We start from the raw sequence: 19,314 nt of genomic DNA on the forward strand, positions 1-19,314 counted from the left end.
GGCGAGCCGGTCGGGCGGGGCGGCGCGTCACCGTCCGAACGCCTCCCGGCACTGTCCCACCAGCTCCCGCACCGCCGGGCTCCGTCCGTTCCTCCACACCAGGGCGAGCAGGGCCGGGGCCTCGACGTCGTCGATCGTGCGGGACACCAGCCGGTCCCGGTACTCCTCGGCCATCGAGGCGCTGAGGACCGCCACGCCGAGCCCCCGGACCGCGAGGTCCGCGAGCGCGTCCGGGGCGCTGGCCTGCAACGCGAGGGACGGCCGCAGGTCCTGCGCGGCGCAGGCGCGGTCGAAGACGGTGCGCAGGCCCGTGCCCGGGGGCATGCACACGACGCGATGGGCGACCACGTCCCGCAGACCGACCCGCCGCCGCGACGCGAGGGGATGGCCGTCCGGGACCGCCGCGACGAGCCGCTCGCTGACGATCGTCAGCGCGTCGAGCCCTTCCGGGGCGGCCTCCGCGGTCCCCACGACCGCCACGTCGACCGTGCCGGCGCGCACCGCCTCCACGAGCCGGTCGGAGCTGTCCTCCAGCAGGGAGAGCTCCACCCCGGGGTGGGCGCGGTGGAACGCGGCGAGCGCCTCGAACAGCGGCGTCAGCGTGCAGCCGATGACCATTCCGGCCACGAGCCGCCCCCGGATGAGGTCGCTCACCTCGCCCACCGCCTGCCCGACCGCCCCGGCCGCCGCGAGCGCGGCACGGGCGTGGTCCAGCGCGGCGCGTCCCGCCGGGGTGAGGGTGGCGGTGCGCGCCGACCGGTCGAACAGCTCGGCGCCCAGCTCCCGCTCCAGCCGGCGGATCTGCGCGCTGACCCCGGACTGGCTGATGTGCACCCGCTCGGCGGCCCGCGTGAAGTTCCGCTCCTCGGCGACCGCGACGAAGTACTCCAGCTGCCTCAGCTCCATGACCGGAGATTCTAGTTTCCAGCAGATCCATCTGTTGGACTTCTGATCGGTCGCCGACGACGCTGGAAGCACCCGGGCAGCCCGTCCCTCATCCGCCTCTTCCGCTGGAGGAACCGTGTACGAGAAGGCCATGCGTCCCGAGGACCTCACCCGTCTGTTCGTCGAGCGCTCCAACGCCGGTGACGCGGCCGGGGTCGCCGCGCTCTACGAGGAGGACGCGGTGCTGGCCTACCCGCCCGGGGGGCGGACGGTGGGCCGGGAGGCGATCCGCGCCCTGTGGGAGAAGGTCCTCTCCGGCCGCCCCCGCTTCGAGCCCGAGCCGTCCCTGCCGACCCTGGTCAGCGGGGACCTCGCCCTCACCGCCACCCCGCCGAGGGACGGCGCCGGTGCCCGCGCCCAGGTGGCCCGCCGCCAGCCCGACGGAAGCTGGCTGCGCGTCCTGGACCAGCCGGAGTTCGTCACCCCCGGCCGCTGAGACACGGGGCACCGCGGGCCCGCGCCCGCGCCTGCGTCGGCGGACCGGCTGCTCCCGGGGTGGCAGGGCCGGGCCCGCGCCCGCGTCGGCGGATCGGTTGCTCCCGGGGTGGCAGGGCCGGGCCCGCGCCCGCGTCGGCGGACCGGCTGCTCCCGGGGCGGCAGGGCCGCCGGGCCCGCTCGGGGCCGTCGCCGCGCCGCCGGGTCCCCGCGCTGCGGGGTCGGCTCGCCGCCGGGTGGCCTCGCCGCTGGGTCCCCGCGCTGCCGGGTCCCCCGTGCCGGGTCGGCTCGCAGTGGGGTGGCCTCGCCGCTGGTCCCCACGCTGCCGGGTCGGCGCGCTGCCGGGTCCCTGCACAGCCGGGTGGCCGCGCTGCCGTGTCGCCGCGCTGCCGGGTGGCCGCACTTCTGGTTCGGCTCGCAGCCGGGTGGCCTCGCTGCCGGGTCGGCTCGCTGCCGGGTGGTCGCGCTGCCGTGTCGCCGCGCTGCCGGGTGGCCTCACCGCCGGGTGGCTTCGCCGCCGGGTCCCCGCGCTGCCGGGTCGGCTGGCAACCAGGTCCCCTCACCGCCTGGATCGCCTCAACGCCCCCTGCGCGGCGGCGCCGTGCTCTGCCGCCGGACCAGCCGCGTGGGCACCAGCGTCGTCCCGCACGCCCCGGCCCCGCCCCCGCCCCCGTCACCCGCACCCGCGCGCATCTTCGTCAGCACCCCTTCCACGCACAGCCGCCCCACCTCGGCGAAGTCCTGGTGGATGGTGGTGAGGGGCGGGAGGAAGGACGCCGACTCGGGGATGTCGTCGAAGCCGACGACGCTGACGTCCTCGGGGACGCGGCGGCCGCGTTCGTGCAGGGCCCGCAGCAGGCCCAGGGCCATCTGGTCGTTGGCCGCGAAGACCGCCGTGCAGTCGGGCTCGTCGGCGAGCCGCAGGCCCGCGCGGTAGCCCGACTCCGCCGACCAGTCGCCGCGCACCGGGGGCGGCGGCGTACGGCCCGCCTCGGTGAGCGTCGTCCGCCAGGCGTTCGCGCGGCGCTGGGCGGCGAAGGAGTCCTCCGGGCCGGCCAGGTGCCACACCGTGTCGTGCCCCAGGCCGAGCAGGTGCCGTACGGCGTCCCGGGCGCCGCCCGCCTGGTCGGTGTCGACGACGGTGTAGCGGTCGCCCGCGTCCGAGTCGGCGACGACGACCTGGACGCCGGGCGGCAGCGAGACCGTCGCCGCGTCGAGCAGGTGGATCTCCATGATGACGATGACGGCGTCGACGGCGAGTTCGCCGAGGCGGGAGAAGGCGCCGTTGACCTCGTCCTGGGTGGGGACGGCCACGGGCAGCAGGGTGACGGCGTACCCGTGCCCGGCGGCGGAGGTGGCGATGGCCTCCAGGGTGCGGATGTTGCCCATCGTGGAGAGGGAGAACGTGATCACGCCGAGCGTGCGGAACTCGCCGCGGCGCAGGGCCCGGGCCGCGCTGTTGGGGCGGTAGCCCAGCTCCCGCATCGCGGCCAGGACCTCACGGCGGGTCTCCTCGGTGACCCCGGGGAAGCCGTTGGACACCCGGGAGACCGTCTGGGAGGAGACCCCGGCGAGCCGGGCGACGTCGGCCATGGACGCGCCCTGCCGGGGACGGGCCGGACGCCTTTTCGGACGGCTCGTGGCCTCCCGCTCGCTCTCGCCGTTCACCGTGCCCACCTGTCCCCGTCCCCCGTCCACTGCCCCCGGTCCCCGGCGCCGTCGGCGCGACACCGGTCCGGAACGACTCCTTGACCCCTGAGATTCGCACAGTGTAGACATCCCGCCAGCGGATGTTTACGTAAACATCGCTGGGTCGAAAGCGTACGAAAAGGCGTCATACCCGCACCGGTCGCACCACCTGGGCCCCGATCTCTGTGTCCGCCGGGACGCGCGGCACGCAGAAGAGCTGGAGTACTCGAGATGGCACACCGCACCCGCAAGAGAAGGTTCCTCGGGGCCGTCGGCGTCACCGCCGTGGCGACCGGAACCCTCCTGGCCACGACGACCCTGCCCGCCGCGCACGCCGGGACGGCCGCCGCCGGGGCCGCCGCGGAGGTCACCGTCCGGCCGGACCCCTCCTACCGGCAGGAGCGGTTCGAGGGCTGGGGCACCAGCCTGGTCTGGTTCGCGAACGCCACCGGCGACTACCCGCCCGCGATACGCGAGAAGCTCTACCGGCTCCTCTTCGGCGACGAGGGCCTCGCCCTGAACATCGCCCGCTACAACATCGGCGGCGGCAACGCCCCGGACGTCGAGGACTACCTGCGCGCGGGCGGCGCGGTCGAGGGCTGGTGGAAGGCCCCGGCGGGCACCACCCGCGAGGACGTCGACTGGTGGGACGCGGACGACCCGGCCGACTGGAACGAGAACGCCGACCGGACGCAGCGCTGGTGGGTCGACCGCATCAAGAAGGACATCACCCACTGGGAGACCTTCAGCAACTCCCCGCCGTGGTTCATGACCGAGAGCGGCTACGTCTCCGGGAACTTCGACGCGGGCGAGGACCAGCTGAAGCCGGAGTCGGTCGAGGACTTCGCGAAGTACCTGGTGGGTGCGACGGAGCGGCTGGAGAAGGCGCACGGCATCAAGGTCGACACCCTCGACCCGTTCAACGAGCCGAACACGGACTACTGGGGCACCAGGCTGGGCCCCGACGGTGAGCCGGTCGGCGGCCGCCAGGAGGGCGCGCACATCGGCCCGGAGCTGCAGCAGAAGGTGATCCGCGCCGTGGCGCCGGTGCTGGAGAGGTCCGGGTCGCGCGCGGAGATCTCCGCGATGGACGAGACCAACCCCGGCATCTTCGCCACCAACTGGAACTCCTACCCCCAGGACGTGCGCGACCTGGTCGGGCAGATGAACGTCCACACCTACGGCACCGGTCAGCGCACCACCGTCCGCGACCTCGCCAAGGCCGCGGGCAAGCCGCTGTGGATGAGCGAGGTCGAGGGCGACTGGGGCGACGGCCAGAGCTTCACCGACATGCGGCCGGGCCTGGGCCTCGCCCAGCGGATCGTCGACGACCTGCGCGAACTGGAGCCGCGCGCCTGGGTGTTCTGGCAGCCCGTCGAGGACCTGGACAACATGAAGCCGGGCGGCGAGTCCGCGAAGGGCGGCAACTGGGGGGAGATCCAGCTCCCCTTCAGCTGCACCGCGCGGGACACCCTGGAGTCCTGCCCGATCCACACCAACACCAAGTTCGACACGGCCCGCAACTTCACGCACTACATCCGGCCCGGCGACCGGCTGATCAAGACGAACGACACCTCCAGCACGGCCGCGCTCTCCCGCGGGGGCGACGCCGCGACCGTCGTGCACGTCAACGGCACCACGGCGGCGCGCGAGGTCACGCTCGACCTGTCGAAGTTCGCCCGGGTCTCCTCCCGCGCCACGGTCACACCGGTGGTGACCAGCGCCGACGGCAAGCTGGAGGAGCGGCGGCCGGTCCGTGTCACCGGCCGGCAGGCGACCCTCACCGTGCCCGCCCAGTCGGTGACGTCGTTCCTCGTCGAGGGCGTCTCGGGTGCCGCGAAGGACGCGGCGGAACTGCGCAAGGGCCACACGTACCGGCTGACGGGCGTCCAGAGCGGCAAGGACCTCACCGTCGCCGGTGACGGCACGGGCCTGGTCATCCGCAGCGCGGACGCGTCCGACCCGAGCGGTCAGCGGTGGAAGCCGGAGCAGATCCGCGGCACGGACAACCGCAAGCGCCACGTCTTCACGGAGGCCGCTTCGGGCAAGCGCCTGGCGGTCCGCGACGGCGCCCTGGTCGCGGAACCCGACACGGGCCGCCGTGACCGGGCCACCGAGTGGATCATGTCCACGACCGGCGACGGCACCTGGACCCTGGTCAACGCGGCGACCGGCCGGCTCCCGGACGTGGCGGGCCAGTCCACCGCCGAGAACGCCCGGGTCGGCGTCTGGACACCCAACTCCGGCGCGAACCAGCGCTGGAGGATCACCGAGGTGACCAGCGGACTAGGCCCCGCAGCTCCGCACACGACGTCGGCGCGGTGAAGAAAAACGGACCGGGGCCCGCACCACGAGGGTGCGGGCCCCGGTCACGCCGGACGCGTGGCGTCAGGCGGGAAGGATGTTCTCGGCCTGCGGGCCCTTCTGGCCCTGCGTGACGTCGAAGGTGACCTTCTGGCCTTCCTGGAGCTCACGGAAGCCCTGGGTGGCGATGTTCGAGTAGTGGGCGAACACGTCCGGGCCGCCACCCTCCTGCTCGATGAAGCCGAAGCCCTTTTCCGAGTTGAACCACTTCACGGTGCCGTTGGCCATGGTGAATCTCCCTTTACTGGCAGTACCCGGGATCCGCACCTTACGGACCCGGAGTCGCCGAAATGATCACCCCGCGGAGAGATTCGAAAATCCTCGGCAACAAAAAGAGTGCTCGTCGACTAGGGCCGAAAGAGCACTCGAAGTCTCTGGGAACCAAAACTGCAACACCAGCGAAGGTAGCACAGGCCGGAGAACAAGGCTCGGAAAATCTCGTACCCGAGGTGGAGCCGGGGGGCCGTCCGTACTGCGTTCTCCGTACGGGAGATTGTCGGCAGCCGCAGGACGACGGGACGGCCCTCCGGCCGGGACGCTGGGCGGACGATCGACAGCAGATGTGGAGATCCCCTGCCGTGGCTACCTTCCTGTATCGAGTGGGCCGTCTCGCCTTCCGGAGACGCTGGTACGTCGCCCTGGTCTGGGCGGCCGTCCTGGCCGCCGTGGGCCTGGGCGCCCTGAGGGCGCCGGGGGCCGTCGAGGAGGAGTTCTCGATGCCCGGCATCGAGTCCCAGAAGGCGTTCGACCTGGTGGAGGAGCGGTTCCCGGGAGCCGCGGCCGACAGCGCGACCGCCCGGGTGGTGTTCATCGCACCGGGCGGCGAGAAGGTGACCGCCGCCGCGAACAAGGCGGCGATACAGAAGGCCGTCGCCGGGCTGGGCGACGGGACGCAGGTCGCGAGCGCCGTCGACCCGTTCCGGGCCAAGACCGTCAGCCGGGACGGCACGACCGCCTTCGCGACCGTCACCTACGAGGTCGGCACGGCCGACCTCACCGACGCCAGCCGCACCGACCTGCAGCGCGCCATCGACCGGGCCCGGGAGTCCGGGCTGACCGTCGAGGCCGGCGGCACCGCGTTCGCCGACGAGGCCGGGCCGGGCGGCACGGCCGAGGTGATCGGCGTCGCCATCGCCGCCGTGGTGCTGCTCGTCACCTTCGGCTCCCTGGCCGCCGCCGGGCTGCCGCTGCTGACCGCCGTCATCGGCGTCGGCGTCAGCATGGCCGCGATCCTCGCCCTGTCCAGCGCCCTCGGCCTGTCCACCACCACCGGCACCCTGGCGATGATGCTGGGTCTGGCCGTCGGCATCGACTACGCCCTGTTCGTCGTCTCGCGCTACCGCGAGGAACGCGCCGGGGGCCGCGCACCGCGGGAGGCGGCCGGGCTGGCCGTGGGCACCGCCGGGTCCGCGGTGGTGTTCGCCGGGCTCACCGTCGTCATCGCGCTGGCCGGGCTCGCCGTCGTCGGCATCCCGATGCTCACCAAGATGGGGCTGGCTGCGGCGGGCGCGGTCGTCGTCGCCGTGCTGATCGCGCTGACCCTCGTCCCGGCGTTCCTCGGCTTCTGGCCGAACGCGGTGCTCACCCGGCGGGCCCGCAGGAGCGGCCGGATCGAGGGGAGCCCCGGGGACAACGGCGGCACCCGCTGGGCCCGGTTCGTGCTGCGCCGGCCGCTGCCCGTGCTGGTCCTCGGCGTCGTCGGCCTCGGCGCCCTCGCGCTGCCCGCCGCCGGACTGCAGCTCGGCATGCCCGGCGACGAGGCCAAGCCGGTCTCCACCACCGAACGCCGGGCCTACGACGCGCTCGCCGAGGGCTTCGGGCCGGGCTTCAACGGGCCGCTGACCATCGTCGTGGACGCCCGGGGCGCCGCCGACCCGAAGGCCGCGACCGCGACCGTCGCCGAGGAGATCGGCGGCACCGAGGGTGTCGTGTCCGTCTCCCCGGCCCGGTTCGACGAGGCCGGTGACACGGCCGTCTTCTCGGCCGTGCCGTCCACCGCGCCGACCGACGAGCGGACCGAGGAGCTGGTGACGGCCATCCGGGACGAGCGGCCCGGCGTCGAGTCCGGCACCGGCGCGCGCTACACGGTCACCGGCACCACCGCGATGAACATCGACATCGCGCAGAAGGTGCAGGCCGCGCTGGTGCCGTACCTGGTCGTGGTCGTGGGCCTGGCGATCGTGCTGCTGCTGGTGGTCTTCCGGTCCCTGCTCGTCCCGCTGAAGGCGGCCCTCGGGTTCCTGCTGTCGGTGCTGGCCTCCCTCGGCGCGGTCGTCGTCGTCTTCCAGCAGGGCCACGGCGCGGAACTGCTCGGCGTCGAGCAGACCGGCCCGATCATGAGCCTGATGCCGATCTTCCTGGTGGGCATCGTCTTCGGCCTGGCGATGGACTACGAGGTGTTCCTCGTGTCACGGATGCGGGAGGCCCACGTCCACGGCGAGTCCCCCGCGCAGGCCGTCGCCTCGGGCTTCCGGCACAGCGCCCGCGTGGTCGTCGCCGCCGCCCTGATCATGATCGCGGTGTTCGCCGGGTTCGTCGGCGAGAGCGACTCCATGATCAAGATGATCGGGTTCGGGCTGGCCACGGCCGTCCTCTTCGACGCCTTCGTCGTACGGATGGCGCTCGTGCCGGCCGTCCTCGCCCTGCTGGGCGCCCGGGCGTGGTGGCTGCCGGGGTGGCTGGACCGGGCGCTGCCCCGCGTCGACGTGGAGGGGGAGGCGCTCCGCCGGCCGCGGACCGGGCCGGCCCCGCACCCGGCACCCGACCCGGAGCCCGCGCGCACCTGAGGGACCACCTCGCCCGAGGGCGGGCCCGCCGGTGGGGGACCTCCTGCCACCGGCGGGCCGTCCGGAGGCACCCGCCCCTGAGGGCGACGTCCCCGGGGACGCGGGGAACCGCGCGACCAGCCCCGGCGCGACCAGCCCCGGCAGCAGCCGCACCCGGCAGCGGCCGGACCCGGCAGCGGCCGCACCCGGCAGCGGCCGCACCCGGCAGCGGCCGGGGACCCCGCGGTCCCCGCCGGCGGGACCGCGGCCCTCCCGGCGGGACGCTCCCGGGGCACCGCCCGTGGCGAAGGACACGGGCGGTGCCCCGGGCGTCCCGGCCCGGAGTCGACCACGATGGTCACAGCCCACCGACCGGAGACCCCATGACCACCATCCCGGAGCGGCGGTACGCGGATCGCCTCGAGGAGTTCACCGACCGCCACGCCTTCCTCGTCGACCTGACGACGGTGCTGGCGCTGATGGGCTGCGCGACGTTCGGGAGCTCGCTCACCCTGCCGGGCGTGGCACCGCCGGCCCGGGACGGGACGGCCACCGCCCTGCTGGGCGTGTCCTGCCTCGTCCTGCTCAAGCACCGCACCCACCCGCGCACCGGCGTCGTCGTCACCACCCTGTGCACCGTGGCCGCCGTCGGCTTCGGCTACCTGGTCACGCCCCTGCTGCTGGCACCGGTCATGGGGGCGCTGTACTGGCTGGCCACGGCCACCGACCGCCGCACCACCCGCGCCTACGGCCTCACCACGATGGTGGCCGTGTCGGCGGCCGCCGTGTTCGGCCACTCCATGGACCACCTGTCGCTGCTGCTGCGGACGATCGGCCCGTTCTTCTGGCTGCTGCTGCCCCTCGCCGCCGGCCGCGGGACCCGGGCGCGGCGCGCCTACCTCAAGGCCGTGCAGGCCCGGGCCGAGCACGCCGAGCGCACCCGCGAGGAGGAGGCCCGGCTGCGCGTCACCGAGGAGCGCGTGCGCATCGCCCGGGAGCTGCACGACGTGGTGGCCCACCACATGGCCCTCGCCAACGCCCAGGCCGGCACGGCCGCCCACCTCGTGCGCACCCACCCCGAGCAGTCGCAGCGGATCCTCTCCGAGCTGGCCGGCACCACCTCGGCCGCGCTGCGGGAGCTGAAGGCCGCGCTCGGCCTGCTGCGGGACGACGACACCCCCGGCTCGGCGCCGCTGGACCCGTCCCCCGGCCTGGCCCGCCTGCCCGAGCTGGTCGCGGCGTGCGCGTCGGCGGGCCTGGCGGTCACCGTCACGACGGAGGGGGAGCCGCAGCCGCTGTCACCCGGCGTGGACCTGACGGCGTACCGGATCGTGCAGGAGGCCCTCACCAACGTCACCAAGCACGCCGCCGCGGAGTCGGCCCGGGTGCGCCTGGCGTACACCGGCGCCCGCCTGCTGATCACGGTCGTCAACGACGGACCCGGCAAGCCGGAGGCCGGTCCCGGCCGGGGCTTCGGCGTGGTGGGCATGCGCGAACGCGCCCTGTCCATCGGCGGCGAGCTGTGCGCGGGCCCGCGCCCCCAGGGCGGCTTCGAGGTGACCACCGCGCTGCCGCTGCAACCCTCCGCCCACCTCCCGAGCGCCGAAGGATCCCCCGCATGACCGTCAGGGTGCTGCTCGCCGACGACCAGGCCCTGCTGCGGGCCACGTTCCGGATCCTCATCGACTCCTGCGCGGACATGGAGGTCGTCGCCGAGGCGTCCGACGGCGCGGAGGCGGTGGAGCTGACCCGGATCCACCGCCCCGACATCGTCCTGATGGACATCCGCATGCCCGGCACCGACGGCCTCACCGCCACGTCCGCCCTGTGCGCCGACCCGGAGCTGTCGGCCACCCGCGTGCTCATCCTGACCACCTTCGAGACCGAGGACTACGTCGCCCAGGCCCTGCGCGCCGGCGCGAGCGGCTTCCTCGGCAAGGACGTCACCGCCGACACCCTGCTCACCGGCCTGCGCACGGTGGCCTCGGGCGAGTCCCTGCTGTCGCCCGTCGCCACCCGCTCCCTGATCGCCCGGTTCCTCACGACCCCGGCGAACGGCCCCCATCTCGCGCCCCCGGAACGCCTGGCCGACCTCACGGTCCGCGAACGCGAGGTGATGGCCCTGGCCGCCGAGGGCCGCTCCAACACCGAGATCGCCGAGGACCTCACCCTCAGCCCTCTGACGGTCCGCACCCACGTGCACCGCGCCATGACCAAGCTCGGCGCCCGCGACCGGGCCCAACTGGTCGTCATCGCCTACCAGTCGGGCCTGGTCCGGGCGACGCCCCCGGCGTGAGGGGAGGGCGCCGTCAGGGCCTGCCGTACACCGCCACCATGATCTTCTCCGCCGTGCCGTTCATGTCCCGGCCCTTGGCGTCGGTGGAGTTGACGCTGTAGACGAGGGTGCGCGCCCCGTCGCGGGTGGAGGCGATCGCCGCGTTGTACCCCCAGCGCCCGCCCGTCTTGCCCCACACCTCGCGCCCGCCCAGCACCTTCATGGACAGTCCGGCGGAGTACGCGGCGGGCTCACCCGTGCGGTGGTCGGTCACCTTCGGCAGGGTGAACATCTCCTGAAGCAGCGGGCCGCGCACGACGTGCCCGCGGAACAGGGCCCGGGTGAACCGTTCGAGGTCCGCGGTGGTGGAGACGATGTCCCCCGCGGCCCAGGTGTCCGTCGTGCCCCACACGGTCACGTCGCGCAGGCCGGTCGTCCCGTCGTCCAGCCGCATCCGCTGGTAGCCGTGGTTGTGCGGTCCGTCGATGCGCGGGTCGGTCCCGGGGAAGTACGTGTCCCGCAGCCCCAGCGGCCGCAGCACCCGGCGCGCGACCTGGTGCTCGTACGTGTCGCCGGTGACGCGCTCGACGACCAGCCCGGCGACGGTGTAGCCGATGTTGAGGTAGTGCTGCCGCTCGCCGGGCGCGAACTCCGGCTTCTTCGAGGTCGCGGAGCGGACCAGGTCCTCGGGGTGGTGCACCCGGAAGCGGTCGGCGTACCACTCCTCGACGGTGCTGCCGGGCAGGTCGGGGGCCGGGATGCCGTGCGTGTGGTCCAGCAGGTGGCGCACGGTGACGCCCCGGTACGCCGCCGGGAGGAGGTCCGGCAGGTAGGAGCGGGCGCTGCGGTCCAGGTCCAGCCGTCCCTCGGAGGCCAGTTGCAGGACGACGGCCGCCGTGAACACCTTGGTGACGGACCCGGCGCGGAACCGGGCGGCCGGATCGGCCGGCCGGTGGGTGCGCAGGTCGTGCACACCCGAACTGCCCCGCCAGACGCCTTCCTTGCCGCCGACGCGGACCAGTGCGGCGGTCGTGTCGGCGGAGGGCAGCCCGGCGATGGCGGACGCCAGGGGGGTGTGCGGGGCCTGCGCGGCGGAGGACCCGGCCGGGGTGGAGGCGGCGGCAGGCAGCGCGGACGGCCCCGCCGTCACGCCCGCGAGGAGCACGGCGGCGAGCAGACTGGTACGGATCTTCACGGTCGACTCCGTTGTGGGGAAGCGGCGTTGTGGACGGCTTCCATCCTCGGGACCGCGGGCGGCGGGCGGATCACCCGCGCGGGCGGTCCCGCCCGGTCAGCGCCTCGCCGGTGAGGGGGAGGGACCGGGCGGGGGCGCTCCCTCCGGCGGGGGGTTCCCCGGCCGTCACCAGCCCGGTCTCGTAGGCGCAGATCACCGCCTGGATCCGGTCCCGCAGCCCCAGCTTCGTCAGCACGTTGCCGACGTGCGTCTTCACGGTGTGGTCGCTGATCACCAGCTCGGCGGCGATCTCGGCGTTCGACAGTCCGCGCGCGAGCAGCAGCAGCGTCTCGCGTTCCCGTGCGGTCAGCACGTCCAGACGGGGGTCGGGCCGCCGGCGCAGGGCGGCGGGCCGTGTGTACTGCTCGACCAGGCGGCGGGCCACGGAGGGGGCGAGCAGCGCCTCGCCCCGGGCGACGACCCGGACGGCGTGCACGAGGTCGTCCCGCCGGACGTCCTTGAGCAGGAAGCCGCTCGCCCCCGCGTGCAGCGCCTCGTAGACGTACTCGTCGGAGTCGAAGGTCGTCAGCATCACCGTCCGGCAGCCGCCCGCCGCGCTGATGGCCCGGCAGGCGGCGATGCCGTCCATGCGCGGCATCCGGATGTCGAGCAGCGCCACGTCGGGCGCGTGCCGCCGCACCGCCTCGACGGCCGCGGCCCCGTCGCCTGCCTCCGCGACGACCTCGATGTCCGGCTGGACGTCGAGGATCAGCGCGAAACCGCTGCGCACCAGCTCCTGGTCGTCGGCCACGACCACGCGCAGGGTCATCGCGCCGCCTCCGCCGCCGCCGGTACGGGGATGCGGACGCGCACCTCGAAGCCCCGGCCGCCCGGGCCCGCCCCGGTCACGGCGGTCCCGCCGTGCGCCGCCGCCCGCTCCCGGATCCCGGCGAGGCCGTGCCCGGTGCCCGGGCGCGGACCGGGACCGCGCCCGTCGTCCGACACGGCGACCTCCAACGCCTGCCCGGTGAAGTTCAGTCGAACCGAGACACCACGGGCGTTGGCGTGCCGGACGGTGTTGGTCAGGGCCTCCTGGACGACCCGGTACACGGTGGCGCCCACGTCCTCCGGCACGGGCCGGCCGGCCCCCGTCACCCGGTACCGGACGACCGGCCCGCTCTCCCGCACCCGGTCGAGCAGGTCCGGCAGATCGGCGAGCCCGGGCTGCGGCGCGCGGGGGGAGCCGCCGGCGGCGTCCTGGTCCCGCAGCACCCCGAGCATGCGGCGCAGCTGCGCCATGGCGTCGCGGCCGGTCGCCGAGATGGCGTCGAAGGCGGCCTCGGCCCGTTCGGGAGCGGCCCGTACCGCCACGGGCCCGGCCTCCGCCTGCACGATCATCAGGCTCACCGCGTGGGAGAGGATGTCGTGCATCTCGCGGGCTATCCGGGCCCGTTCCCGGGCGGCGGCCCGTTCCGCCTCGACGCGCTGCGCCCGCTGCCGGGCGTCGGTCAGCCGTCCGAAGACGTAGGCGGCGGCGAACACGAAGCAGGAGAAGGTCAGTTCACGCGCCGACCGGGTGTTGAGCCACACCCCGGCGGGCACGGCCACGAGCAGCACCAGGCCGGTGACGAGCCGCTCGGCCGCGGGCGACAGCGCGGCGATGGTGTAGACGGCCACCAGCCCGGTGTACGGCAGGGGCTGTCCGGGGCCGTCCAGGGTGAACCGGTACAGCGCGTTGGCGGCCAGGACGGCCAGCAGCACGGTGAGGGGCGCGCGCCGCCGCCAGACCAGGGGCACCACGGTGAGGGTGCTCAGCCCGTACGCCCCCCAGGTCGCCGGGGGCAGCCCGGGTGCCCTGGGCACCAGGAACGGCATGGTCATGGCGCCCTGCACCAGCAGCGCGATGCCCAGGTCGAGCAGCATCGGACGGGCGGTGGCGAGGGCCCGCACCCGTTCCCACCGTCCGAGCAGGTCCCCGCGCATGCCCGTCACCCCCTGACCCCCGTCCCCGTGCCGGCCGGTCCCACCGTATCGGCGCCGCGGCCGTCCGCCGCCTGACGGAACGGGCGGCAACGCCCGCCGCCCGTCAGTCCGTTCGCCGCAGCCCCTCGACGAGGAGCGCCACGAGGCGGCGGGCGTCGTAGCGGGGGTCGGCGTCCGCGCCGATGCACAGGTTGCCGACGCCGCGCATCAGCTCGTACGCCTCGATGTCGGCGCGGATCTCCCCGGCGTCGGCCGCCGCCCGCAGGAGCGCGGCGCAGGCCGGCACCAGGCGGTCGAGGAAGTAGGCGTGCAGCGCCTCGAAGCCGGCGTCGTCGGAGTGCAGGACGGCGGCGAGACCGTGCTTGGTCACCAGGAAGTCGACGAAGAGGTCGATCCACCGCCGCAGCGCGGCGTACGGGCTCGCGTCGTCGGCGAGCAGGGCCGGGCCCGCCTCGGCGCAGGCGTCCACCTGGTGCTGGTAGACGGCGATGATCAGCTCCGCCCGGGTGGGGAAGTGGCGGTAGATCGTGCCCACCCCGACGCCGGCCCTGGCCGCGATGTCCCGCACCGGCGCGTCCACGCCCGAGGTGACGAAGACGGCGGCGGCCGCGTCGAGCAGTGTCGCCTTGTTGCGCCGCGCGTCCTTGCGCCGGGGCGGGGCCGCGCGCCCGCCCTGCCCGCCGTCGCCGTCGTTCATCGCGCCGTCCTTCCGTGCCGTGCCGCCACTGCCGCTTGCAGAAGCGGAACAAGGTTCCGTATCGTCTGAGTCGTACCGGAACGGCGTTCCGCTTGTTCCATGATGGCAGAGGAGACCCGGTCATGCAGTACCGCACCTTGGGCCGCACCGGTGTGCAGGTCAGCTCCCTCGCGCTCGGCGCGATGAACTTCGGCCCCATCGGCCGCACCACGCAGGACGAGGTCACCGCCCTGGTCGACGCGGCCCTGGAGGCGGGGATCAACCTCGTCGACACCGCCGACGCGTACGGCGGCGGCGTGTCCGAGGAGATGGTCGGCAAGGCCCTCGCCGGCCGCCGCGACGACGTCGTGCTGGCCACGAAGGCGGGCATGCCGATGGGGGAGGAGCCCAACCGCCGGGGCGCCTCACGCCGCTGGCTGGTCACCGCGCTGGAGGACAGCCTGCGCCGCCTCGGGGTCGACCACGTCGACCTGTACCAGATCCACCGGTGGGACCCGCGCACCGGCGACGAGGAGACGCTGTCGGTCCTGACCGACCTGCAACGCGCCGGGAAGATCCGCTACTTCGGCTCCTCGACCTTCCCCGCCTACCGCGTCGTGCAGGCCCAGTGGGCCGCCCGCGAGCACGGCCTCGGCCGCTACGTCACCGAACAGCCCGGCTACTCGGTCCTGCAGCGCGGTGCCGAGGCGCACGTCCTGCCGGTCGCCGAGGAGTACGGCCTCGGCGTGCTGGTGTGGAGCCCGCTGGCCTCGGGCTGGCTGTCGGGGGCGGTCCGCGCGGGCCGGGACGTCACCACGAACCGGTCGGCGTTCATGCCGGAGCGCTTCGACACCGCCCTGCCCGCCAACCGGGCCCGGCTCGACGCCGTGGAGCGGCTCGCCGCCGTCGCCGACGAGGCCGGTCTGAGCCTGATCCAGCTGGCGCTCGGGTTCGTCACCGCCCATCCGGCCGTGACCAGCGCGCTCATCGGCCCCCGCACCCTGGATCACCTGCGGGCGCAGCTCGCCGCCGCCGGCACCGTCCTGCCGGCCGACGTGCTCGACGCGGTCGACGCGATCGTGGCGCCCGGCACCGACCTGGCCCCGCACGAGAAGCACGACACCCCGCCGGCCCTGCTCGACCCGGCGCTGCGGCGCCGCTGACCGGGCCCGGGTCAGCCGGCTTCGGGGCGGCCCGTCAGGGCGTCCAGCTCGGCGGCGAAGAGCCGCGCCGGGTCGAAGCCCATCCCCGTGAAGTGACCGGCGAGTTCCAGGGAGAGGACGCCGTGCAGCCGGGTCCAGAAGGTCAGGGCCCGGTGCAGGGCCGCGGGCGGGGCGGGGTGGTCGCCGGCCCAGTCCCGGTGGGACGCGAGGTGCGCGGCGAACGGTGCTCCCCGGGTGTCCGTGGCTTCCAGGGCTTCCCGGGTCTCCTGGGCGTCCGGGGCTTCCGGGGTCTCCTGGGCTTCCTGGGCTTCCGGGGTCTCCGGGGCGTCCTGGGCTTCCGGGGCGTCCGGGGGCTGCGCCGCCCAGGCGTCCAGGATCGTCGCCATCGTCTCGGCCGAGATCGCCGTGATGTCGGCGGGCGCGTGGTAGCCGGGGACCGGGGTGCCGTAGAGGAGCAGGTACCGCTGCGGATCCGCCAGGGCCCACGCGCGCAGGGCGTGGGCCAGTGCGCGTACGTCCGCGCCGTGCCGGGACGCCGTCGCGCGGAACGTGTCGGCGAGGCTGCGGTAGGCGTCCCTGATCAGCTCGGTGATCAGTTCGTCGCGGCTGCCGAAGTACCGGTACAGGGCCGGTCCGCTCATGCCCATCCGCTTGGCGATCGCGTTCAGCGACAGCGCGGACGCGCCCGCCGTCGCGATCTGCTCCCACGCGTGCTCCTTGATCTCCGCCCGCACCTGGGCGCGGTAGCGCTCGCGCGGGCTCTTCGTGCCCTCTGCCTCCGTCATGGTTAGAGGCTATCACTGAAGTTATTGACACTCGCCGACGCTGTGAGTTACAACTTCTAACGAAAGAGAGAGTCACTCAGCCACTCGTCATCACTGTGGAGGCCGTCATGAACGCCGAAGGACTCGTCGAGGTCGTGCTGCCGGGCAAGGTCGAGCCCGAAGGGCTGCGGATCAGGCTCGGGGCCGTCCCCCGCCCCGGCCCGGGCGAGGTCGTGATCCGGACGGAGGCGACCGGCGTCTCCTTCGCCGAGCAGCAGATGCGCCGCGGCCGCTACTACGACCAGCCGCCGTTCCCCTTCGTCCCCGGCTACGACCTCGTCGGCACGGTGCTGGCGACCGGCGAGGGAGTGGAGCCCGGGCTGGCCGGCGCCCGGGTCGCGGCGCTGGTCAAGGTCGGCGGCTGGGCCAGCCATGTGCGCGTCGAGGCGGCGGACGTGGTGCCGGTGCCCGAGGGGGTCGCCCCGGCGGAGGCGGAGACCCTCGTGGTCAACGGCGTCACCGCCTGGCAGATGCTGCACCGCAAGGCCCGCGTCCGGGCGGGCCACACCGTGGTGGTGCACGGCGCCAACGGCGGCGTCGGCTCGGTCCTGGTCCAGCTCGCCCGGGCCGCGGGCGCGCACGTCATCGGCACCGCGTCCGCCCGCCACCACGACGCCCTGCGCGCCCAGGGAGTCGTGCCCGTCGACTACCGCGCCGGTGACCTCGCCGCACGGATCCGCGCGCTCGCCCCCGGCGGGGTGGACGCCGTCTTCGACCACGTCGGCGGCAGCGGCATCACCGGCTCCTGGCGCCTGCTCGCCCCCGGCGGCACGCTCGTCTCCTACGGCAGCGCCGCCACGCGCGACGCCGAGGGCTCCAAGCAGTGGCCCGTGCTGAAGCTGCTCTTCCGGGTGTGGCTGTGGAACGCGCTGCCCAACCGCCGCCGGGCGTACTTCTACAACGTCTGGGCCGGGCGGGCCCTGTCCCGCGACCGCTTCCGGTCCCGGCTGCGCGGCGACCTCACGCAGGTCTTCGCGGCCCTCCAGCGCGGGGAGGTCACGGCCCGGATCGCGGCCCGGCTTCCCCTCACCCGCGCGGCCGACGCCCTGCGGCTGGCCGAGTCGGGCACGGTCGCCGGGAAGGTCGTGCTGATCCCGTAGCGCGCACGGCCGTTCGCCCACCCGCTCCCCTCCCGAGAGGCCTCATGAACAGCGACGGCACGCGCCCCTTCCCCCGGCCCGACCCCCCGCGCCGGGCCACGCTCACGGCCGCGCTCGCGCTCACCGCGCTGCCGGCCGGCACGGCACCGGCCACCGCCGAGGCGGCACCCGCGCACCCCGGCCGCGACCCGTCCTGGTGCGCCGGACGGGGCGTGGACGACGGCGCCCTCATCCGCTACGAGGCCGACACCGCGGGCAGTTGAGGGCCGCGCACGGTGGGCCCCCGCTCAGAACGGCTTGATGACGTCCTGACAGGCACCCGGTCCCCCCGACACAGTCCGACGGGACGGACGCGGGGGACAATCGCCGTCCAGGAGGACCGGAAGGAAGCGCCGGCGTGATCGAGTGGAAGCCCCTGGGGACCGGGGCCAGGCCCGTCCCCCAGCCCGTGGCGACCCCGCTGGTCTGGGCCGGGGCCGTCGGCGGCGCACTGCTGCTGGTGGCGCTGCTCAACAGCGTGGTCGGGCCCTACCGGACCGGACTGGTCCTGGCCGGCCTGTCGTTGCTCGCCGGCCTGCTCGGGCTGCGCGCCCGGTTCACGGCGGCGCCGGGCACGGCCGTGCTCTGCTGGCTGTTCCTCAACGCCTTCGGCATCCCGCCCATGGGCACCCTCTCCTGGGCCAACCACCGTGACACCACCTGGCTCGCCTGCCTGCTCACCGCCACCCTCGCCGGCACCGCCCTCGCCCGGGTCGTGCACGCCCGCGCCGCCTACCGCCGCCTCGCGCCCGGGAAGGGACGCCACGGCGACGGGTGGAGAGACCTGTAACGCCCCGGGGGTCCGCGTCCGCCGGAGCACGGCACGCGCGGAACGCGGCACCCGCCGCGCGGGGTCCTGGAGTTAGGATCCGGACCATGCCCCTGACCGCGGACGACGTCGACCGGTTCGAAGCGTTCCGGCCCCGCCTGGAGGCCCTGGCCTACCGGCTGCTGGGCTCGGCGAGCGAGGCCGAGGACGTGGTGCAGGAGACGTTCCTGCGGTGGCAGGGCGCCGACGTGACCCGCATCGAGGTCCCCGAGGCATGGCTGACCAAGGTGCTCACCAACCTGTGCCTGAACCAGCTCACCTCCGCCCGCGCCCGGCGTGAGACCTACGTCGGGCAGTGGCTGCCCGAGCCGCTGCTCGCCGGGGACCCGATGCTCGGCCCCGCCGACACCGCCGAGCAGCGCGAGTCGGTCTCGTACGCGGTCCTCACGCTGCTGGAGCGGCTGACGCCCAACGAGCGGGCGGTGTACGTGCTGCGCGAGGCCTTCGACTACCCGCACCGCGAGATCGCCGCGATCCTCGACATCACCGAGGCCGCCAGCCAGCAGATCTTCCACCGGGCCAGGAAGCACGTCGCCGAGGGCAGGGCCCGTGCCGAGGTCGACGAGGCCACCGCGCGGCGGGTCATCGACGAGTTCCTCGCCGCCGCCACCAGCGGCAGGACCGAACCGCTCGTCCGGCTGCTCACCGAGGACGCCGTGGCGATCGGCGACGGCGGCGGAAAGGTCCCGGCCCGCGCCAAGGCGTTCGAGGGGGCCCTCGCGGTCGCGAAGTTCCTGCGGGGCCTGTTCAAGCCGGGCAAGGCCCAGCGCGCCCTGGTCGGCGGCCCGGTCGCGATGTACCGCGCGACCGTCAACGGCGGCCCGGGGCTCGTGGCGGTCGTCGACGGCCGGGTCTTCGGCGTCATGAGCCTGGAGATCACCCCGGAGGGCATCGCCGCGCTCCGCAACCAGGTCAACCCCGACAAGCTGGAACGCGCGACCCGGCACTGGGCCGCCACCGACCACGGCGAACCCCTGGTCACGGCGTTCTGACCCCTGTGTGACCTGCTTCACATCGCCCTTCTGTCAGGAAACGGCGGGCCGCCCGGTTCAA

At 74.5% G+C, this 19,314-nt stretch carries 18 protein-coding genes; 10 read left to right on the forward strand and 8 right to left on the reverse strand.

The window, feature by feature from the left end; all coding sequences use genetic code 11:
- Window positions 1–27 precede the first annotated feature (27 nt).
- Window positions 28–906 carry a LysR substrate-binding domain-containing protein gene (locus tag ABZY20_RS32940; RefSeq protein WP_356446484.1) on the reverse strand — a complete coding sequence of 293 codons (879 nt, stop codon included), beginning with the start codon at window positions 904–906 and terminating at the stop codon, window positions 28–30.
- A 130-nt stretch (window positions 907–1,036) separates the two neighbouring features.
- Here ABZY20_RS32940 and ABZY20_RS32945 point away from each other — a divergent pair, with 130 nt between their 5' ends.
- Window positions 1,037–1,381, forward strand: coding sequence for a nuclear transport factor 2 family protein (locus ABZY20_RS32945; RefSeq protein ID WP_356446551.1), 345 nt, complete (start codon window positions 1,037–1,039; stop codon window positions 1,379–1,381).
- A 575-nt stretch (window positions 1,382–1,956) separates the two neighbouring features.
- Here ABZY20_RS32945 and ABZY20_RS32950 read toward each other — a convergent pair.
- On the reverse strand, window positions 1,957–2,973 hold the full coding sequence (locus ABZY20_RS32950) for a LacI family DNA-binding transcriptional regulator (RefSeq protein ID WP_356446486.1): 1,017 nt from the start codon (window positions 2,971–2,973) through the stop codon (window positions 1,957–1,959).
- A 327-nt stretch (window positions 2,974–3,300) separates the two neighbouring features.
- On the opposite strand from ABZY20_RS32950, the gene ABZY20_RS32955 reads away from it, so the two are divergent.
- Window positions 3,301–5,394: an RICIN domain-containing protein gene (locus ABZY20_RS32955; RefSeq protein WP_356446488.1), complete on the forward strand. Its 2,094-nt coding sequence runs from the start codon at window positions 3,301–3,303 to the stop codon at window positions 5,392–5,394.
- Window positions 5,395–5,457: 63 nt separating this feature from the next.
- Here the strand turns inward: ABZY20_RS32955 and ABZY20_RS32960 are convergent, their stop codons facing one another.
- Complete coding sequence (locus ABZY20_RS32960) at window positions 5,458–5,661, reverse strand: cold-shock protein (protein ID WP_150210372.1); 204 nt, start codon at window positions 5,659–5,661, stop codon at window positions 5,458–5,460.
- Window positions 5,662–6,011: 350 nt separating this feature from the next.
- On the opposite strand from ABZY20_RS32960, the gene ABZY20_RS32965 reads away from it, so the two are divergent.
- The 3 genes from ABZY20_RS32965 to ABZY20_RS32975 all read left to right on the forward strand — a co-directional run bounded on the left by ABZY20_RS32965 (window position 6,012) and on the right by ABZY20_RS32975 (window position 10,494).
- The gene (locus ABZY20_RS32965; RefSeq protein WP_356446489.1) at window positions 6,012–8,219 is read left to right on the forward strand and encodes an MMPL family transporter; all 2,208 of its coding nucleotides are present in this window, start codon (window positions 6,012–6,014) and stop codon (window positions 8,217–8,219) included.
- A gap of 362 nt (window positions 8,220–8,581) precedes the next feature.
- The gene (locus ABZY20_RS32970; RefSeq protein WP_356446491.1) at window positions 8,582–9,820 is read left to right on the forward strand and encodes a sensor histidine kinase; all 1,239 of its coding nucleotides are present in this window, start codon (window positions 8,582–8,584) and stop codon (window positions 9,818–9,820) included.
- Entirely contained in the window at window positions 9,817–10,494 is a 678-nt protein-coding gene (locus ABZY20_RS32975; protein WP_356446492.1) for a response regulator transcription factor, read from the forward strand. The genes ABZY20_RS32970 and ABZY20_RS32975 overlap by 4 nt, the downstream gene beginning before the upstream one ends.
- A gap of 13 nt (window positions 10,495–10,507) precedes the next feature.
- Here ABZY20_RS32975 and ABZY20_RS32980 read toward each other — a convergent pair whose 3' ends face one another.
- From ABZY20_RS32980 to ABZY20_RS32995, 4 genes are all read right to left on the reverse strand, one after another.
- Window positions 10,508–11,668, reverse strand: a complete 1,161-nt coding sequence (locus ABZY20_RS32980) for a serine hydrolase domain-containing protein (RefSeq protein ID WP_356446494.1) — start codon at window positions 11,666–11,668, stop codon at window positions 10,508–10,510.
- Window positions 11,669–11,738: 70 nt separating this feature from the next.
- A complete protein-coding gene (locus ABZY20_RS32985) occupies window positions 11,739–12,476 on the reverse strand; it encodes a response regulator transcription factor (RefSeq protein WP_356446496.1) in 738 nt (245 codons plus the stop codon).
- Window positions 12,473–13,630, reverse strand: coding sequence for a histidine kinase (locus ABZY20_RS32990; protein WP_356446498.1), 1,158 nt, complete (start codon window positions 13,628–13,630; stop codon window positions 12,473–12,475). The genes ABZY20_RS32985 and ABZY20_RS32990 overlap by 4 nt, the downstream gene beginning before the upstream one ends.
- A gap of 103 nt (window positions 13,631–13,733) precedes the next feature.
- Complete coding sequence (locus ABZY20_RS32995; protein WP_356446499.1) at window positions 13,734–14,327, reverse strand: helix-turn-helix domain-containing protein; 594 nt, start codon at window positions 14,325–14,327, stop codon at window positions 13,734–13,736.
- Window positions 14,328–14,449: 122 nt separating this feature from the next.
- On the opposite strand from ABZY20_RS32995, the gene ABZY20_RS33000 reads away from it, so the two are divergent.
- Window positions 14,450–15,469, forward strand: coding sequence for an aldo/keto reductase (locus ABZY20_RS33000; RefSeq protein WP_356446502.1), 1,020 nt, complete (start codon window positions 14,450–14,452; stop codon window positions 15,467–15,469).
- Window positions 15,470–15,480: 11 nt separating this feature from the next.
- Here the strand turns inward: ABZY20_RS33000 and ABZY20_RS33005 are convergent, their stop codons facing one another.
- On the reverse strand, window positions 15,481–16,254 hold the full coding sequence (locus tag ABZY20_RS33005) for a TetR/AcrR family transcriptional regulator (RefSeq protein ID WP_356446504.1): 774 nt from the start codon (window positions 16,252–16,254) through the stop codon (window positions 15,481–15,483).
- A gap of 107 nt (window positions 16,255–16,361) precedes the next feature.
- Between ABZY20_RS33005 and ABZY20_RS33010 the strand changes: the two genes are divergently transcribed.
- The 4 genes from ABZY20_RS33010 (at window position 16,362) to ABZY20_RS33025 (ending at window position 19,253) form a co-directional block, all read left to right on the forward strand.
- The gene (locus ABZY20_RS33010) at window positions 16,362–17,393 is read left to right on the forward strand and encodes a medium chain dehydrogenase/reductase family protein (protein WP_356446506.1); all 1,032 of its coding nucleotides are present in this window, start codon (window positions 16,362–16,364) and stop codon (window positions 17,391–17,393) included.
- A gap of 44 nt (window positions 17,394–17,437) precedes the next feature.
- Window positions 17,438–17,656 (forward strand): hypothetical protein, encoded by a 219-nt coding sequence (locus ABZY20_RS33015; RefSeq protein ID WP_356446507.1) that lies wholly within the window; start codon window positions 17,438–17,440, stop codon window positions 17,654–17,656.
- 134 nt (window positions 17,657–17,790) lie between these two features.
- Window positions 17,791–18,222 carry a hypothetical protein gene (locus ABZY20_RS33020; RefSeq protein ID WP_356446509.1) on the forward strand — a complete coding sequence of 144 codons (432 nt, stop codon included), beginning with the start codon at window positions 17,791–17,793 and terminating at the stop codon, window positions 18,220–18,222.
- Between the two features lie 86 nt (window positions 18,223–18,308).
- Window positions 18,309–19,253, forward strand: a complete 945-nt coding sequence (locus ABZY20_RS33025; RefSeq protein ID WP_356446511.1) for an RNA polymerase sigma-70 factor — start codon at window positions 18,309–18,311, stop codon at window positions 19,251–19,253.
- Window positions 19,254–19,314 lie beyond the last annotated feature (61 nt).

The organism is Streptomyces sp. NPDC006624 (assembly GCF_040611555.1).
In the GTDB taxonomy this organism is placed as follows: Bacteria; Actinomycetota; Actinomycetes; order Streptomycetales; family Streptomycetaceae; genus Streptomyces.

What these genes read in the sequence shown, in the direction of transcription:
- ABZY20_RS32940 (WP_356446484.1), bottom strand. Translation starts at nt 906, where the DNA reads ATGGAGCTGAGGCAGCTGGAGTACTTCGTCGCGGTCGCCGAGGAGCGG.
- ABZY20_RS32995 (WP_356446499.1), bottom strand. Translation starts at nt 14,327, where the DNA reads ATGAACGACGGCGACGGCGGGCAGGGCGGGCGCGCGGCCCCGCCCCGG.
- ABZY20_RS33010 (WP_356446506.1), top strand. Translation starts at nt 16,362, where the DNA reads ATGAACGCCGAAGGACTCGTCGAGGTCGTGCTGCCGGGCAAGGTCGAG.
- ABZY20_RS33005 (WP_356446504.1), bottom strand. Translation starts at nt 16,254, where the DNA reads ATGACGGAGGCAGAGGGCACGAAGAGCCCGCGCGAGCGCTACCGCGCC.
- ABZY20_RS32985 (WP_356446496.1), bottom strand. Translation starts at nt 12,476, where the DNA reads ATGACCCTGCGCGTGGTCGTGGCCGACGACCAGGAGCTGGTGCGCAGC.
- ABZY20_RS32970 (WP_356446491.1), top strand. Translation starts at nt 8,582, where the DNA reads ATGACCACCATCCCGGAGCGGCGGTACGCGGATCGCCTCGAGGAGTTC.
- ABZY20_RS32945 (WP_356446551.1), top strand. Translation starts at nt 1,037, where the DNA reads ATGCGTCCCGAGGACCTCACCCGTCTGTTCGTCGAGCGCTCCAACGCC.
- ABZY20_RS32975 (WP_356446492.1), top strand. Translation starts at nt 9,817, where the DNA reads ATGACCGTCAGGGTGCTGCTCGCCGACGACCAGGCCCTGCTGCGGGCC.
- ABZY20_RS33025 (WP_356446511.1), top strand. Translation starts at nt 18,309, where the DNA reads ATGCCCCTGACCGCGGACGACGTCGACCGGTTCGAAGCGTTCCGGCCC.
- ABZY20_RS32950 (WP_356446486.1), bottom strand. Translation starts at nt 2,973, where the DNA reads ATGGCCGACGTCGCCCGGCTCGCCGGGGTCTCCTCCCAGACGGTCTCC.
- ABZY20_RS33015 (WP_356446507.1), top strand. Translation starts at nt 17,438, where the DNA reads ATGAACAGCGACGGCACGCGCCCCTTCCCCCGGCCCGACCCCCCGCGC.
- ABZY20_RS33000 (WP_356446502.1), top strand. Translation starts at nt 14,450, where the DNA reads ATGCAGTACCGCACCTTGGGCCGCACCGGTGTGCAGGTCAGCTCCCTC.
- ABZY20_RS32955 (WP_356446488.1), top strand. Translation starts at nt 3,301, where the DNA reads ATGGCACACCGCACCCGCAAGAGAAGGTTCCTCGGGGCCGTCGGCGTC.
- ABZY20_RS32990 (WP_356446498.1), bottom strand. Translation starts at nt 13,630, where the DNA reads ATGCGCGGGGACCTGCTCGGACGGTGGGAACGGGTGCGGGCCCTCGCC.
- ABZY20_RS32960 (WP_150210372.1), bottom strand. Translation starts at nt 5,661, where the DNA reads ATGGCCAACGGCACCGTGAAGTGGTTCAACTCGGAAAAGGGCTTCGGC.